We start from the raw sequence: 15,478 nt of genomic DNA, 5'->3' as shown, positions 1-15,478 counted from the left end.
TACCTCGCACGCGCCGCCACCTGCAAACGCTAGCGCTATTTCCAAACGCGCTCGGCAATACGCCTGACCAGCGCAATCTTTGCCCACTGCTCGTCCTCGGTCAGCTTATTGCCAATCTCGCAGCTGGCAAAGCCACACTGCGGAGACAGATACAGGTTCTCGAGCGGCACGTACTTTGCCGCCTCGCGGATGCGCTCGACGATAACATCCTCGTTCTCGAGCTCTGCCGCCTTGGTGGTCACCAAGCCCAGCACGACCTTCTTGCCGGGAGCAACGTACTTGAGCGGCTCAAAACCACCGGCGCGGGGCGTGTCGAACTCCAGATAGAACGCGTCAACGTCCTCATGCGCAAACAGGTACGGCGCGATGGGGTCGTAGCCGCCCTCAAAAGCGTAGGTGGAGTGGTAGTTGCCGCGGCATACATGCGTGTTGATAACCAGATCGTCGGGCTTGCCCTCGATGGCGGCATTGTTGAGCGCCACGCCCAGCTCGCTTACCTTTTGCAGGTCGACCGGGCTCATGCCGGTTTTGGCAACAAAATCGGTATCGCAGTAGATGCCCCAGGTGCAGTCATCAAACTGGATGTTGCGGCAGCCCGCGGCATACAGGTCAGCAATCACGGTGCGGTATGCTGCGGCAATGGCATCGACGAGCTCTTCGTCGGTCTTGTAGACGGCGTGCAGACTCTCCTGCTGGCCATCGCAGCGGTCGAGTGTGACTTCGGAGAACGTCTGGATCGGCGCCGGAATGGTCTGGCGCGCGACCTGGCCCTCTCCCTCGAGCGACTTGATAAATTTGAAGTGCTCGACGAACGGATGATTCTCGCCGCTAATGGGACCGGTTACCACGGCGGTGTCGGCGGTAGTCTCCTCATCGTGGAACATGTAGCCCGTGCGCGAGGCGCGGCGCTCAATGCCGTTGAGGCCCCACATAAAATCGAGGTGCCAGTAGCTGCGGCGGAACTCGCCATCGGTAATCACCTGCAGGCCGGCAGCCTTCTGCTTGGCCACTAAGTCGCGGATGGCCTCGTCCTCGACGGCCTTAAGGCCGGAAGCGTCGAGTTTACCCGCGACATAGGCGGCACGGGCGTCCTTTACAGCCTGCGGACGAAGAAAACTGCCGACGATATCGGCACGAAACGGCGCGTTCGATTGAATCGAAGTGCTCATAGATATCTCCCTTTGCATTGGTTGCTTTACTGGGACAGAGTATGAGCGCTCATATGGACATCGTAAAATATATGTTTATAACAGTTTGATATAGATGCTTCCTATATCAGTTTGGACTGCCATAAAGAGATTTGACCCGCGCAGAACGCAGCAGTCTAGATGTGCTGACGAATCGCTTCGATATAGGCCTGCCCGTAGCGCGTAAGTGTCGTGTTCTTGCGCGTGATGATGCCAATCTCCATGTACTCGTCTACATCGAGCGGAATCGAGATAATACCGGGGCCGTTAAGTTCATGGCTGATCACGCCCGAACACACCGTGTAACCGTTAAGGCCCATAGCTAGGTTGAACAGCGTCGCACGGTCGCGCACGCGGATATTCTTGCGGCGCTCAAAGGTCGAGGTCAGCTCCTCGGAATAGTAAAACGAGTTGTAGCTGCCCTGCTCATAGGACAGGAACGGGTAGTCTTCCAAGTCCTCGAGCGTCACACTCGAGCGACCCGCCAGCGGATGGTCGGAGCACACAAAGACATGCGGCGTAGCGCAGAAGAGTCCTTCGAATACGAGCTCGTTGGCCGCCAGCATGCGCTCGATGACCTCGCGATTGTGCTCCGACAGATACAGGATGCCGAGCTCGCTTTTCATATGCGCGACGTCCTCGATAATCTCGTGGGTCTGCTCCTCGCGCAGGGTAAAGTCGTAGCGCGCGGCATCGAACTCGCGGATCACATCGACAAACGCATTAACGGCAAAGGAATAATGCTGGCAGCTCACACTAAAGTGCGGCACCTGCTCGGACGTGCCTTTGTACTTGCCCTCGAGCAGGTCGGCCTGGTCGAGCACCTGGCGCGCGTAGCCCAAGAAGGTCTCGCCTTCCTCGGACACAATGACGCCCTTGTTGGTGCGCTCAAAGATGTGTACACCCATCTCGTTTTCGAGATCGCGAATTGACGCGGTAATCGAAGGCTGCGACACAAAGAGCCGGCGCGAGGCCTCGGTGATGCTGCCGCATTCGGCAACTTTGACGACATATCTGAGCTGCTGGAGCTTCATGGCTTTCTCCCTAGACGTTCGTGACGTCGAAACCCGTCGCGTCCATCTGACGCATAAACGACGGCATCTCCCCCGTCGCGGCGCAGGCGGCAATCTGATGCAGAGCCCCGGCAACCGCATCATCTGCCGCAGCGCCGATATGCCAGCGCGCGGCAGCCGTGACGGCCTCGTTGGCATTGGCGACTGCAACGGAATTGGGAACGGCATCGATCATGGGCAAATCGTTATCGGAATCGCCGAATACGGCCACCTCGTCGGGCGTCAGGCCCAAAGCGCGCGCCAGCTCCAGCGCAGTACAGCCCTTGTCCCAGCCGGTCGGAAGAACGTCGAACAGGCGCACGCGGTTGTTGGGAAACACGAGCGAGAGCTCCGGCACCTCGGCGGCAACACGCTCGCGCAGCTCGGCGAGCTCCTCGCGCGAACGGGTACTCCAGATATTCGCCTTGTATACCGGGGCATCGTCAACGACAGGGCGACAGGGAGCCTCTTCGCCCTTGAGCCACGCGTTGCCGCCTGACTCCATGGCGCGACGCACACGCTCGGGATCGCTTGTCACGCAATAGGCGTCGTTGTCCCAAAAGTCATCACCCAGACGGTAGACCTTCAAATAGGTATCGTCGGTCTCTTGCTCCAGGTAGTCGGCCAGGCGCATAAGGGCATCGTTATCAGTTGCGCGCGAGGCAACCGCCTCGCCATCGACAAACATCACCTGGCCGTTGCAAAACGCACCGGTCGAGAAGCACTCGGAGCGATTGCGGAACATCCAGCTCATCGCGGACGGCTGGCGACCCGAAACCGGGCCAAAATGCAGGCCCGCCGCCTGCATGGCATGAATGCCCTCGATGGCGCAGTCGCTGGCGCCATCGTGTCCAGCAGGAATCAGCGTATCGTCCATATCGGTCAGCACAAGTTTGATCATAAGGTCCCCTCGGTCATTCTTTATCCCGTCTATTGTAACGACCTGCCAATAAGGGACAGGTTTATCTTGGCAGGTTTTATCTGGGAAAATGCAGCGCCCCTGTTGCCACCTGCCAAAATAAACCTGTCCCATATTGGCAGGTGCGCTAGTATAGGGAACAACAGATTCGATGCGGGAGTGCCGGCGGTGCAAACCACAGGGCTGAGAGGGCATAGGGCCCAATCCTTTGAACCTGTCAGTTAATGCTGGCGTAGGGAGCATGCCGCCTTTACAGGGGCGCTGTCTATGCACAGCGCCCCTTTTCTATGCCAAGGAGGCATGTGCAGTGATTGATTCGGAACAGCTTAAGCAACATATGGTCAAGGCCGTAGAGGAGATTCGAGCCACCAATCCGATGGCCGGCTCCATCACCAACACGGTGACGATCGACTTTGTCGCCAACGCGCAGCTCGCCGTGGGCGGTTCGGCCGCCATGGTCTATCTGCCCGACGAGGGCGAGGCGCTCGTTGCCGGCGGCGGCGCCATCTATCTCAACATGGGCACGCTCTTCCCCATCTATGAGCAGACGATTCCCCGCGCGGCCAAGGCGGCACACGACGCCGGCAAGCCCTGGGTGCTCGATCCGGTGGGTCTGGGCATCGGTAGCCTGCGCACCCAGCTGGTAAACGAGCTCAAGCAGTACAAGCCCGCCATCGTACGCGGCAACGCCTCCGAGATCATCGCACTCTCCGGCCTGTGGGGTCTTGAGGGCGAGTCGGCCGATCTGAGCCGCGTACGTGGTGTCGATACCACCGACACGGTCGACGCCGCCCGCGATGCCGCCGTGGCGCTCGCTCGCTACACCGGCGGCGCCGTTGTGGTCTCGGGCGAAGTCGACCTGATTACCGACGGCACGACCGTGGCCAAATCCCACGGCGGCAGCCCGCTCATGTCCAAGATCACCGGCTGCGGTTGCTCGCAGGGCGGCGTGCTGGCCGTGTACGCCTGTGCTACCGATCCGTTTACGGCAGCAGTCTGCGGCACCGCCGTCTACAACGTTGCCGGCACGCGTGCCGCCGCCGTCGCCGATGCCCCGGCAAGCTTTAAGGTCGCCTTTATCGACGAGCTCTACCGCGCAACCGCCCAGGATATTGCCGACAACCGACTCGAGCTCGAGGAGGCATAAGCCATGTCCGAACCCGCAACCAATGCCGGCATGAACACGCTCGTCGCCGTGGCCATCGCCCCATGCGGCACCGGCGACGAGCTGTCCGCCGAGGTCGCCGAGGTCGTGCGCGTCATTCGCGAGAGCGGCCTTCCCAACCGCACCACCTCGATGTTCACCGAGATCGAGGGCGACTGGGACGAGGTCATGCAGGTCGTGCGCGACGCGACCTTTGTGTTGGCGAGCAAGGGCATCCGCACCGAAGTCGTGCTCAAAGCCGATATTCGACCCGGATTTACCGACACCATGACCGGCAAACTCAAGCGCATGGAAGCACAGATCAAAAAGCAGGAGGAAGCACAATGAGCATCCGCGACAACCTTGATATCTCGGCCTATCTGGTACTCGGCCCCGAAAACACCCTCGGACGCCCCGTGGGCGATGTGGTGGCCCAGGCACTCGACGCCGGCTTTACCTGCATCCAGGTGCGCTCCAAGGTGGCAAGCGCCCGCGAGATCATTGCGCTGACCGACGACGCCGCGCAGGCAATCGCACAGGCCGGCAAGACCGGTCAGGTCGCCCTGTTAATCGATGACCGTCTGGACTGTGTGCTTGCCGCGCGCGAGCAGGGCATTGCCGTCGATGGCGTGCACGTAGGCCAGAGCGACATTCCCGTCGAGGTCTGCCGCAAGCTGCTGGGCCCCGATGCCATTGTGGGCCTTTCGGCCCGTTGCGAGGAGATGCTCGAGTACGTCAAGACCGCCGACATGAGCCTGGTCGACTACCTGGGCATCGGCCCGCTCCACGAGACCGAGACCAAGCGCGACTGCGGACGCGCGGCCGACGGCTCTATCATCACCAAGAGCTTTGAGGACCTTGCCGCACTCCACGCGGCAAGCCCCGTGCCCATCGTGGTGGGCGGCGGCGTTAAGACGGCCGACTTGCCGCAGCTTAAGGCCACCGGCGTCGACGGCTTCTTTGTGGTAAGCGCCGTCTGCAGCGCCGACGACCCCCATGCCGCAGCCAAGGAGCTTGTCGACACCTGGCAGCAGGCATAGGCATAGGCCGAACAGCTGATTCGCAGCCTCATATCTTCAGCAATGGAAAGCGCATCCCAGTTTGGGCCTCCATTCCGGGATGCGCTTTCCGTATGCGACCCTTACCCCGCCAGATACGCTTCCAACGCCGGCAAAGTCGCCTCTGCATCGTGGCGGCCGACCTGGTAGATGCGCTCGAGCTCATCCGGTTCGCGGCACAGCGACGGCACCTTCACCGATTCGCTCGGCCGCACCACAAAGATTTCCCCGGCAGCCTCTCGACGTGCCAGGTCATCGAGCGTGGCATTGTAGACCTCATGCCGATGCTCAAGCGCTGCAACAAACTCCGGATAGTGACGGAACACGCGCCGCAGCATGGGCATCACGCTGTTGGGCTGCTTCACAAAGCCCGCCGGCTGCGTGAGTACCACGATATTGCGGTCATACCCCTGCGCAAACAGCCATGCGCTGGGAATAGAATCAGCCACGCCACCATCCAGATACTTATGCCCGTCAATAGCAACGGGACGCGTCGCCACAGGAATGGCAGACGACGCCCGGATCCACTCGATATCGCGCTCGTCGCCATACGGTAGATCGTGGTAGACGGCCTTGCCCGTCTCGATATCGGTACACACGCACGTAAATCGCATGGGGCAGGCGCGATACGCCTCCAAGTCGATGGGATCGCGCTCGATAGGCACCTCGTGATAGGCAAAATCGGCATTGAACATATCGCCGGTTCGCAGCCAGCTGGTCACGCTCGCATAGCGCTTGTCGGCGCAATAGGCCTTGTTGTAACGAATGGCACGGCCGATCTGGCGCGATTTAAAGTTGTAGCCAAACGCCGCGCCCGCCGAGACACCCATCATATGGTCGCAGGTCAAACCGCGCTCCATCCAAACGTCGAGCACGCCCGCCGTATACATACCGCGGTAGCCGCCTCCCTCGAGCGCAAGCCCCACCGTGCGCGTCGTATCCGGCTGTGCCATGTGACCATCTCCGTTCCTGCGTTTTAAAACGGGACAAGTATACCCGTCAACATATATCGACTCAGTCGCATTTTTCATGCGCACCCAGGCGTTGCCGTTTGGCGAATAATAGCCGCCCACAGCATGTGCGCCCATATATAATTGTGCACTGTTGTCTATACTACTCAGCTGTTATCAACAGCGAACATTAGCCGGCAAAGTAACTCAACAACGCAGCAAGGCGGGGGCCTGGATACACGCAAGGCGCCGAGCAACGACGCGTGTACGCTACGAGCTCGCCCGACGCCATCCGCCCCGACCTCAGAAAGCCGCTTAGAACATGGATACTGTCAGCAATTACACCGAAACGCTCGAAAAGACCGTCCGTGACCTTCTCGAGCGGCAGGAGGATCTGATCAGGACTGCCTTTACCGACCAGCTTACCGGGCTTGGTAACCGCGGCGGCTTTGCCCGCTCCCTCGAAGAACTCTGGGAGCAGGACGCCCCCGTTACCATGGCGTTCATCGATATCGACAATCTCAAGCACTGCAACGACGTCTTTGGCCATGACGAGGGCAACCGCTATATCTTGCAGGTAAGTCTCTATCTTAATCTGTATATGAAGGTGGGCGAAGCGGCGTTTCGCATAGGCGGCGACGAGTTTGCCATCCTATCTACGATTGCAACCGAGGACGACCTCGCCGAACGTCTGAAACACTGCCGAACGGTTCTGCTCAAAAACAACGATTCCGAGATGCCCCACTCGTTTAGCTACGGAGTGTCACATGCCGACCCCGCCCTGGGTGAAGCCTCCAATCGCATGACACTCGATGCCGACCATCGCATGTACGACTACAAGCTACGCCATGCCATGCATCTTGATCGACGCAATATCGCGCAAGTCCACACCGACGACTTCGAAATAAGCGATCGCGTTTTTGACGCCTTTTCGATGCTCAACGAAGGCCGTTATTGCTTTATCGAGAACTTGGACAAACATCGCACCCTATGGTCACAAGGCGCCCTGCGCGATCTCGGTCTTCCTTCTGAGCATGTAGACAACTGCCACGATTGCTGGAAAACGCGCGTCCACCCCGATGACCTTGAGGCCTACATCAACGACATCGACCAAATCTATAATGGCTCCAAACACCGCCGCGTCATGCAGTACCGCATGCGCAATGCCGCGGGCGACTACGTCCTCTGCCGCGCTCGCGGGTTTCGCATCGACGGCGACGGAAATACCCCCTCGCTCTATGTCGGCGAACTTGTTAACCACTCACTCGCCGAGACCGTCGACGCCGCCACGGGCCTCGGAACGCAGCGTATGCTGATCAACGCTATCGATGCCTGCCGTCGCGACCGTTGCGAGACGGGGCTTATAGCGGTCCGCGTTTGTGGCACGGCAAAGTTCAACGAGCTCTACGGGGCCGAGGCTGTCGACAACATGCTCGCCGAATACGCAGGCCGCATGCTATCGATCACCCGCGGCAGAAGTCGCGTCTTCCGCTCGCGAAACGCCCAGTTCGTCGTGCTCAGCAACGATCTGGACCACGAGGCATTCGAGCAACTGACCCATCATCTTAAAGAGGCCGTTTTCGCTCCTGTTCGAATCGCGAACGACACCATTACCCCCGTCTGTCTTGTCGTCCCGGCCTTTTACGAGCGCTTAATCAATCAAGCGACCGCTGTTTTAGGCGAACTCGACCGTCGTCTTCGCGCCGCCGGCGAGCTTGCACCCAACGACAGCCTCCCCATACCCGAGATTGAGCGTAAAAGCGCCGTCGCCGAACGCATCGATACGCTCACGGGCCTCTATCGACCCAGCGAGTTTATGCGGCGTGCCAACGCATTTCTTAAGACAAGGCGCGACGCCGCTTGGTGTATCGCCACCGTCGACATGGGTCATATGCGACTGTTCAACGAATGGCACGGACAGGCCGAGGGCGACCGCGTGCTCGCCGATGTGGGCACGGTCCTCAAAGACATCGAGAATGCCGAGATGGGCGTCGCAGGATACTGGGGCCAAGACGACTTTTGCATTCTCATCCCCTTTGAGCACAACACCGTCCATCAAATCTATAACCGCGTTCGCGCCGCCGTGGCCAAGCATGATGACGGCGTGGGTTTCTGGCCGTCCATGGGCGTTTGCCCCATCGACCCCAACGAGGAAATCACCATCGACGCGCAGGCCAAGGCCATGTTTACCAATCGGCGCGCCAAAAACGATTTTAAGGATCGCATCGCCGTCTTTCGCCCCGAGGAATACAAGCGCGAGGTGGCGTTTCACCGCACCCTCACCGAGTTCCAGTATGCGCTCTCAAACGACCGCATCACCTACTACCTGCAGCCCCAGGTTGATATGGAAACCGGCGAGATCATTGGCGCCGAAGCACTCACCCGTTGGATTGACAAGGACGGCCCTCTCATTTCGCCCGCAACGTTTATCCCCGCACTCGAGGAAAGCGGCTTTGTGGTGACGCTCGACAAGTACATTTGGCAGGGTGTCGCCTCGTGGCTGCGCGGGCGCATCGATCGAGGACTTTGCGTGGTTCCGGTCTCGCTTAATGTGTCGCGCGTGGATATCCTTGCCTGCGACGTTGCCGAACATATGGGGGCGCTCGCCGCCCAATACAACCTACCGCCCGAGCTCATGCGTATCGAGATCACCGAGACGGCTTATACGGGGGAGTCCGAGGCCGTGGACAAACTGACAGCCGACCTGCACACCCGCGGCTTCTCGACCTATATGGACGATTTTGGCACCGGCCAGTCCACGCTCGCGATGCTCAAGAACGTCAACGTCGACGTCATCAAGCTCGACCGCACCTTTGTGCCCACCGACCGCGATCAAGGCCGCAGCGCGCAGATCGTGTCATCGATGCTCGAGATGGCGCAGTCGCTCCATCTGCCCGTCGTGGTCGAAGGCGTCGAGACAAATGAGCAGGCAAACATACTACGCCACATGGGCGCCCGCTACGCTCAGGGCTTCCTCTACTACCGCCCCATGCCGGCGAATGATTTTGAGGCATTGCTCGATGGTGGCAAAAACAACTAATACGCTCGCGCGCAAAACACCACCGCCGAAGGGGACATTTGTCTCCATTAGCTAACTTATATCCCCAATTCAAACCGAATTGGGGATATGATACAAACCGTTGTTCTGCCCAAGGAGGTTATTCATCATGAACGAGTCATATCGCTTGGGCGAGCAATCGATTATTGCCTATCTTCAGCGACTTGCGAATGGTGTCTCGACCGCCGAACTCGATGTTTCCGTGCTGCCTGCTGAGCTACGCGCCGTTGGTGAGCAACTGCAAAAGACGCATGCCATCCTGCAACAAGAGCGCCAGCTGCTTGAGTGCAACGCCTATATCGATCCGCTCACCAACTTGGACAACCGTGGCGGACTCGACCGTCACGTCGAGCAGCTCTGGCGCAAAGGCGACCCCTTCACCTGCGCCTATATTGACATCGACCATCTCAAGCATTGCAATGATAGGTTTGGCCACGCCGAAGGCAATCGCTATATTCTGAGCATCTGTCGCACGCTCTCCGAAACCATGGAGCACGATGAGATGCTGTTCCGTATCGGTGGAGACGAGTTTGTGCTTATCTCGCTCTCTGCAAACGAGACTGAACTCGAGCAGCGCTTGGAGCAGGTACGTGCCGGGCTGATCGAGGCGAGCTCAGGTGGCAAGGCGCCCATGATCGCTAGCTTTAGCTTTGGCTGCTCGCGCGTCAATCCACTTGCCGGCGACACGCGTCGCCAGATGACGATGGATGCCGATCGCAAGATGTATCGCTATAAGCTTATGCATCGTGTGCAGCAACCGAAAGACAATGACGCGCCGCCACACCCAATTGCCGAGCAGCTTCCGTGCAACGACCGCGTATTCCAAGCGATCTCTATGAGCTCCGAGACGCGCTATCCGTTTATCCTCAATCTCGATACGGGCGAATCACAATGGTCGGTTAATGCCGTACGCGATTTTGGCCTGCCCTCCCAGCATCCCTACAACTCACTCGACTTGTGGCTTGCCCGCGTTCACCCCGAGGACCGCGACAACGTACGCGCCGAGCTCGACATGGTGATAAACGGCACGTGGCACTTCCACTACATGCAGTATCGCGTGATGGATGCCACCGAAGCATACGTGCTTTGCGACTGCACGGGCCACCGCTTGGACGGCACCGATACCGAGCCCAACATGTACGTGGGCATGATTATCAACCGCAGCTTGGCAGATACGACCGATTCCGTGACCGGCCTGGGCGACATCCACGCCCTGGTCAACGCCATTGGCGAAATGCGTCGCGTCGCGCGCAAGGCGGGCTTGGTCGCCATTAAAATCGACGATATCGCTCAGGTCAATGCCCGCTTTGGCTTTGATGCAGGCGACCGCGTTTTGGCGGAGAGCGCCGCCTGCCTCATGGATTGTTCGCGCGGTAAGGGTCGTCTGTTCCGCTCGACCGGACCGATGTTCGTGGCGCTTTTCGACGAATTCGATCCCGAAGAGACCGACGCGATCGCAAAGGAAATCGAGCGGTTCCTGGGCTCTCCCGTGCTCTTTGGCTCGTTTGAATATCAGCCGCCCCTTCGCGTGGCCACGCTTCATCTGGATACCGTCGACCGACAGCCCGTTTCCATTTTGAACGAGCTCAAAGTGTTGCTCGGGAAAGCCGTGCAGGTGCCAGGTACCAAACTGGATTAGCACCACGCCCGCACCGCCTCCCCCATCGTGCGATAATCCTCTGCAGAAGTCACCAACAGCAGAGGGAGTTTGTGATGAAGGTTCTTTTGGTCAATGGCAGCCCCAAGGCAAACGGCAACACCGCTCGCGCGCTCGCCGAAGTCGCCGAGCAACTTAAAGCCGAGGGCATCGACAGCGAGGTATTCCAACTGGGCGCCAAGCCCATCCGCGACTGCATCGGCTGCGGTCAGTGCGGCAAGCTTGGCGGTCGCTGCACCTTTGACGACGACGTGGTGAACGAGCTCATCGCTGCCGCCGAGCAGGCAGACGGTTTTGTCTTTGGCTCCCCCGTCTACTATGCGCATCCCAGCGGACGCATCCTCTCGGCTCTCGACCGCGCATTCTATGCTGGCAGCAAGGCCTTTGTGCACAAGCCGGGTGCCGCGGTCGCCGTCGCCCGTCGCGGCGGCACGTCGACCACCTTCGATGTACTCAACAAATACTTCACTATCAACCAGATGCCCGTGGTGGCCTCCACATACTGGAACAACGTCTTTGGTGCCATGCCGGGCGAGGCCGCCCAGGACGCCGAGGGCCTGGCCACCATGCGCAACATCGGCAAGAACATGGCTTGGCTCCTGCATTGTATCGAGGCAGGACAGGCTGCCGGCATCGAAGCCCCCGAAGCCGATCGCGAGCGCACCAACTTCATTCGTTAGAACGGCGGAACATACACATGAATATTCAGATTTTTGGCACCAAAAAGTCCTTCGATACCAAGAAGGCCCAGCGCTATTTTAAGGAGCGCCGCATTAAGGTGCAGTTTATCGACCTTAAGGAAAAGGAGATGAGCAAAGGCGAGCTCACGAGCGTGATGCAGGCGGTCGGCGGCATCGACAAGCTGCTCAACCCCAAGGCCAAGGACGAGGAGACGCTCGCGCTCATCCAGCACCTCACCCCTAGCCAGCGCTTCGACAAGTTGTTCGAAAACCAGCAGGTTCTGGCCGAGCCCATCGTGCGCAACGGCAAAAAGGCCACCGTCGGTTATTGCCCCGATGTATGGGGAGCCTGGGAGTAGCCTGTGTTATTTGTCAGCGCGTGGGTATAAGAGCAGGCGTTTGGCATAAGATTCAACTGTAAGCCATGTCTAACAAAGGAGGGCACATGCCCAACAAACCCGTGAAGATTATCATGCTTACCGGATACCTCGGTGCCGGCAAGACCACGCTGCTCAACCACATCCTCGCTAACGATGGCGGCATCCGCGCCGCCGTGATCGTCAACGATATCGGCGAGATCAACGTCGACGCCAGCCTCATCGCCGACGGCGGCCTTTCCGAGACCGACGACCTCATCCCGCTCACCAACGGCTGCATCTGCTGCACGCTTTCGGACGACCTGGCCAACCAGCTGCAGGGCATCGCCGATTCGGGCAACTTCGATTACATCATCATCGAGGCCTCGGGTATCTGCGAGCCTATCCCCATCGCCTACACCATCTCGAGCTTCTGCGATGAGGCCAAGGTGGGCGGCGAGCCCAAGCTCGCGCTCGACAACATCGTGGCCGTGGTCGACTGCGCCCGCATGTACGACGAGTTCAACGGCGGTCGCGACCTGCTGGCTGAGGATATCGACGAGGACGACATCGAGAGTCTGCTCATCCAGCAGATCGAGTTCTGCTCTACGCTGATCCTCAACAAGACCGATACCGTGACGCCCGAGCAGATCGCCGAGCTCAAGGCCATCGTGCGCAGCCTGCAGAAGGACGCCGTGATTGTCGAGGCCCAAAACGGCGAGGTCCCCATGGAGGAACTGCTCGATACCGACCGCTTCGACTTTATGCGCGCCTACAACTCCGCCGCCTGGATCGAGGCCATGGAGCATCCCGAGGAGCACGACGACCCCGAGGTGCTCGAGTACGACATCGAGACCTTTGTGTACTCGCGCCGCAAGCCGTTCGACCTGCAGAAGTTCACCGATTTTGTTGAGCAGGAGTGGCCCGACGAGGTCATTCGCGTCAAGGGTCCGCTGTGGCAGACCGGCGATCCGGACATGTGCTACATGTTTGAGCAGGCCGGCCACCAGATGCGCCTGATGGAGAACGGCCTGTTTGTCGATTCTGCGCCCGAGGGCGAGAAGCAGAAGATCATCGACGAGAACCCCGAGATCATGCAGATTTGGGACGACAAGACGGGCGACCGCATGACGAGCCTGTGCATCATCGGCCGTCACATGGACAAGGATGCGCTCATCGCCTCCCTCGATGCCTGCCTGACTGACTGGCACCGCGCCTAGGTTTATCCAAGCGGGCATTTTTCCGCTACGTAACCGCCAAACCACCACGAAGGTGCCCGTCCCCTTCGTGGTGGTTTTTCGTTCTATGCCAAGGAGATTCATGTTCAACATTGTGCTGTATGCGCCCGAGATTCCGGCCAATACGGGCAATATCGGCCGTACCTGCGTGGTCACCGGCGCCCGCCTGCATCTGGTAGAGCCGCTGGGCTTTTCGCTCGATGACAAGACGGTACGTCGCGCCGGCCTGGGCTACTGGCAGAATTTGGACGTGACGACCTATGCCGGCTGGGAGGATTTCCTTGCGCGCAACGGTCTCTCCCCCGCTGACGAGCGCCTGCATCTGCTGACCAAAAAGGCACGCCGCACCTATGCGCAGAGTACCTACCGCGGCGGTGACTATTTGGTCTTTGGCAGCGAGAGCTCGGGGATTCCCGAGCCACTGCTTGCCGCGGCGCCCGAGCGCTGCGAGCGCATCCCCATGCTGCGCGATTGTGATTCGCTCGATAATGCCGAGGCCTGGGAAGCCCACGAGGAATCGCTGGGACATACCGAGGACAGCCACGAGGCCATCCTTCAACAGGATATCTGCGGCAACTTCGTCAATCCGGACGACTACCGCATCAGCGCACTCAACCTCTCCAACAGCGCCGCCATCGTCCTCTATGAGGCTCTGCGCCAAACAAGCTTTCCGGGAATGTGACAAAGGGACTGTACCTTTGTCACACAATTAGGTCCGCACCCCTACCTATACCGATTTACACCAAACGCCGCCAAAGTTCTCCGCCATCGAAGAACACGGCCGGCTATCCTTCTGCATCGCAAGCCTCAACCTCACCGTTCACAGCGGCCGTTTCCATACCCACTAGTATTGCAACACGCTCCTGTTTTTCAATGATGAATCGCTTGTGGTAGAAGATGTTGGCATATTGCAAAACACGATTCATCTGCGAGACATCAAACAAGGCGCCGACAGCGCCGCCAAATACGGGAATAGCCTTGCCGAGGGATTTTTGAGTGATATTCCTGCCAATTTGCTCGAGTACGTTTTTGAAAACACTGCTCTCGATCGACTTCTTACCGGCATTCTCGAGCGCCTTACGCGCAGCGACATTAGCAAGAGCGCGAATCTGCGTGACAAGCATAGCCGCGCCGCCCCGTGCCGCCATGGCCGTCCAGCCCTTCTTGACTGTCTGTTTCACGCCCTCCATCTCGGCCACAAGCATCACCTTACCGATTGCGAGAGCCATGCCATCAGCAGAACCTGCAGACGGAGCCATCGCGTTTGAAAACACATCGCCCGCAATGACCATTTCAGCCGGATCTTCTTTAACGTTAAATCCGTACATCATGGCCACTGACTGCACCGCACGATAATAGAGGAACATGCTGAATACGATATTGAAAGGCAGACCGGCAAAACCAGGAGCACCCGTCACCGCGCCCTCGGTCGCCGCAAGCAGCAGGTGCTTACCGTTCTCACCTGCCGCAATCTTCGCAACGTCAAAACTCCGAAGCATGAATAGCTCATCAATCGAACGGATAGTAACGTTTTCAAGAGTGGTGTTTGCGGCCTCAACAATCTGCGCCTCAGTAACGCTGTACTTGGCAGCTTGCTCCTCGATAACCTTGAAACCATCGACAACCTGCTTCATAACCTGTGCATACAGCTCTTGTTGCTGAATCTCACTTGTAAGCCCGTCGAGCGCATCTCCAACGGTAGCACGAAGATTTTCCGGTATCTTTGACCCAGCCTTATCGGTCAGCTGTTTGAGTTTTGAAGGCGCCACCATCTTTTCGTATTGCTCAGTCAATGCCTCGAGCTCGGCAAGCTCTCGATTGGTCAGTAACGGGTCGGGCAACACCCAATCACCATTACCGTCGATGAACGTCGACGACAGACCGAGTTGCTCTTGTCGCTTTGCGTTGTAGCGTTCGTTCGCCGCAGCTGCGGTTGCAGAAGCAATCCCGTTTGCAAAGTCCGAAACACCTTTAAGCGCATTATCCGCCAACGGGCTAGCGGCTTCCGCCAATTCACCCGATTTCTTTTGAGCCTCCTTGACCACATCCATAATGGCGTTTCCAACGCCATTAAATGCTCCAGTCATTATGTTCTCCAGCGAAGAAAAACCAATACCGGACTTCTTCTGTTTTTCGAGCTTCGCCTCAACAAACTGCTGCTGTTTGTCCGACACGCCAA

Annotated in this window: 14 protein-coding genes and 1 riboswitch; of the genes, 9 read left to right on the top strand and 5 right to left on the bottom strand. The window is 58.7% G+C overall.

Annotated features, from left to right (window positions below; genetic code table 11):
* Positions 1-35 precede the first annotated feature (35 nt).
* The 3 genes from RX395_RS00235 to RX395_RS00225 all read right to left on the bottom strand — a co-directional run bounded on the left by RX395_RS00235 (position 36) and on the right by RX395_RS00225 (position 3,140).
* Positions 36-1,169 (bottom strand): 5-methyltetrahydropteroyltriglutamate--homocysteine S-methyltransferase, encoded by a 1,134-nt coding sequence (locus RX395_RS00235; RefSeq protein WP_316364604.1) that lies wholly within the window; start codon positions 1,167-1,169, stop codon positions 36-38.
* A 155-nt stretch (positions 1,170-1,324) separates the two neighbouring features.
* Positions 1,325-2,221 (bottom strand): LysR family transcriptional regulator, encoded by an 897-nt coding sequence (locus RX395_RS00230; RefSeq protein ID WP_117563541.1) that lies wholly within the window; start codon positions 2,219-2,221, stop codon positions 1,325-1,327.
* Positions 2,222-2,231: 10 nt separating this feature from the next.
* Positions 2,232-3,140: an HAD family hydrolase gene (locus RX395_RS00225; protein ID WP_316364600.1), complete on the bottom strand. Its 909-nt coding sequence runs from the start codon at positions 3,138-3,140 to the stop codon at positions 2,232-2,234.
* A 163-nt stretch (positions 3,141-3,303) separates the two neighbouring features.
* Positions 3,304-3,414, top strand: a riboswitch (TPP riboswitch).
* A 51-nt stretch (positions 3,415-3,465) separates the two neighbouring features.
* Here RX395_RS00225 and thiM point away from each other — a divergent pair.
* The 3 genes from thiM to RX395_RS00210 are packed head-to-tail and all read left to right on the top strand — an operon-like array spanning position 3,466 to position 5,342.
* Positions 3,466-4,305, top strand: a complete 840-nt coding sequence (thiM, locus tag RX395_RS00220) for a hydroxyethylthiazole kinase (protein ID WP_233543262.1) — start codon at positions 3,466-3,468, stop codon at positions 4,303-4,305.
* Positions 4,306-4,308: 3 nt separating this feature from the next.
* Positions 4,309-4,650: a thiamine-binding protein gene (locus tag RX395_RS00215; RefSeq protein WP_229030451.1), complete on the top strand. Its 342-nt coding sequence runs from the start codon at positions 4,309-4,311 to the stop codon at positions 4,648-4,650.
* On the top strand, positions 4,647-5,342 hold the full coding sequence (locus RX395_RS00210; RefSeq protein WP_117803763.1) for a thiamine phosphate synthase: 696 nt from the start codon (positions 4,647-4,649) through the stop codon (positions 5,340-5,342). Before RX395_RS00215 ends, RX395_RS00210 begins: the two co-directional genes overlap by 4 nt.
* A gap of 101 nt (positions 5,343-5,443) precedes the next feature.
* Here RX395_RS00210 and RX395_RS00205 read toward each other — a convergent pair whose 3' ends face one another.
* The gene (locus tag RX395_RS00205; RefSeq protein WP_316364595.1) at positions 5,444-6,313 is read right to left on the bottom strand and encodes a patatin-like phospholipase family protein; all 870 of its coding nucleotides are present in this window, start codon (positions 6,311-6,313) and stop codon (positions 5,444-5,446) included.
* Between the two features lie 319 nt (positions 6,314-6,632).
* Here RX395_RS00205 and RX395_RS00200 point away from each other — a divergent pair, with 319 nt between their 5' ends.
* The 6 genes from RX395_RS00200 (at position 6,633) to RX395_RS00175 (ending at position 13,981) form a co-directional block, all read left to right on the top strand.
* Positions 6,633-9,350 (top strand): bifunctional diguanylate cyclase/phosphodiesterase, encoded by a 2,718-nt coding sequence (locus tag RX395_RS00200; RefSeq protein ID WP_316364593.1) that lies wholly within the window; start codon positions 6,633-6,635, stop codon positions 9,348-9,350.
* A 127-nt stretch (positions 9,351-9,477) separates the two neighbouring features.
* Complete coding sequence (locus RX395_RS00195) at positions 9,478-11,007, top strand: diguanylate cyclase domain-containing protein (protein WP_316364591.1); 1,530 nt, start codon at positions 9,478-9,480, stop codon at positions 11,005-11,007.
* A gap of 74 nt (positions 11,008-11,081) precedes the next feature.
* A complete protein-coding gene (locus RX395_RS00190) occupies positions 11,082-11,705 on the top strand; it encodes a flavodoxin family protein (RefSeq protein ID WP_089572906.1) in 624 nt (207 codons plus the stop codon).
* A gap of 17 nt (positions 11,706-11,722) precedes the next feature.
* Positions 11,723-12,064 carry an arsenate reductase family protein gene (locus tag RX395_RS00185; protein WP_316364589.1) on the top strand — a complete coding sequence of 114 codons (342 nt, stop codon included), beginning with the start codon at positions 11,723-11,725 and terminating at the stop codon, positions 12,062-12,064.
* An 86-nt stretch (positions 12,065-12,150) separates the two neighbouring features.
* Entirely contained in the window at positions 12,151-13,281 is a 1,131-nt protein-coding gene (locus tag RX395_RS00180; protein ID WP_316364587.1) for a CobW family GTP-binding protein, read from the top strand.
* A gap of 100 nt (positions 13,282-13,381) precedes the next feature.
* Complete coding sequence (locus tag RX395_RS00175; protein ID WP_316364586.1) at positions 13,382-13,981, top strand: tRNA (cytidine(34)-2'-O)-methyltransferase; 600 nt, start codon at positions 13,382-13,384, stop codon at positions 13,979-13,981.
* 103 nt (positions 13,982-14,084) lie between these two features.
* Here the strand turns inward: RX395_RS00175 and RX395_RS00170 are convergent, their stop codons facing one another.
* Entirely contained in the window at positions 14,085-15,473 is a 1,389-nt protein-coding gene (locus RX395_RS00170; RefSeq protein WP_316364584.1) for an EcsC family protein, read from the bottom strand.
* Positions 15,474-15,478: the final 5 nt, after the last annotated feature.

This window comes from Collinsella aerofaciens (assembly GCF_032584215.1).
Lineage (GTDB): Bacteria > Actinomycetota > Coriobacteriia > Coriobacteriales > Coriobacteriaceae > Collinsella.
Note: the sequence above shows the minus strand (reverse complement) of the source record. Positions and strands in the feature narration are given on the sequence as shown.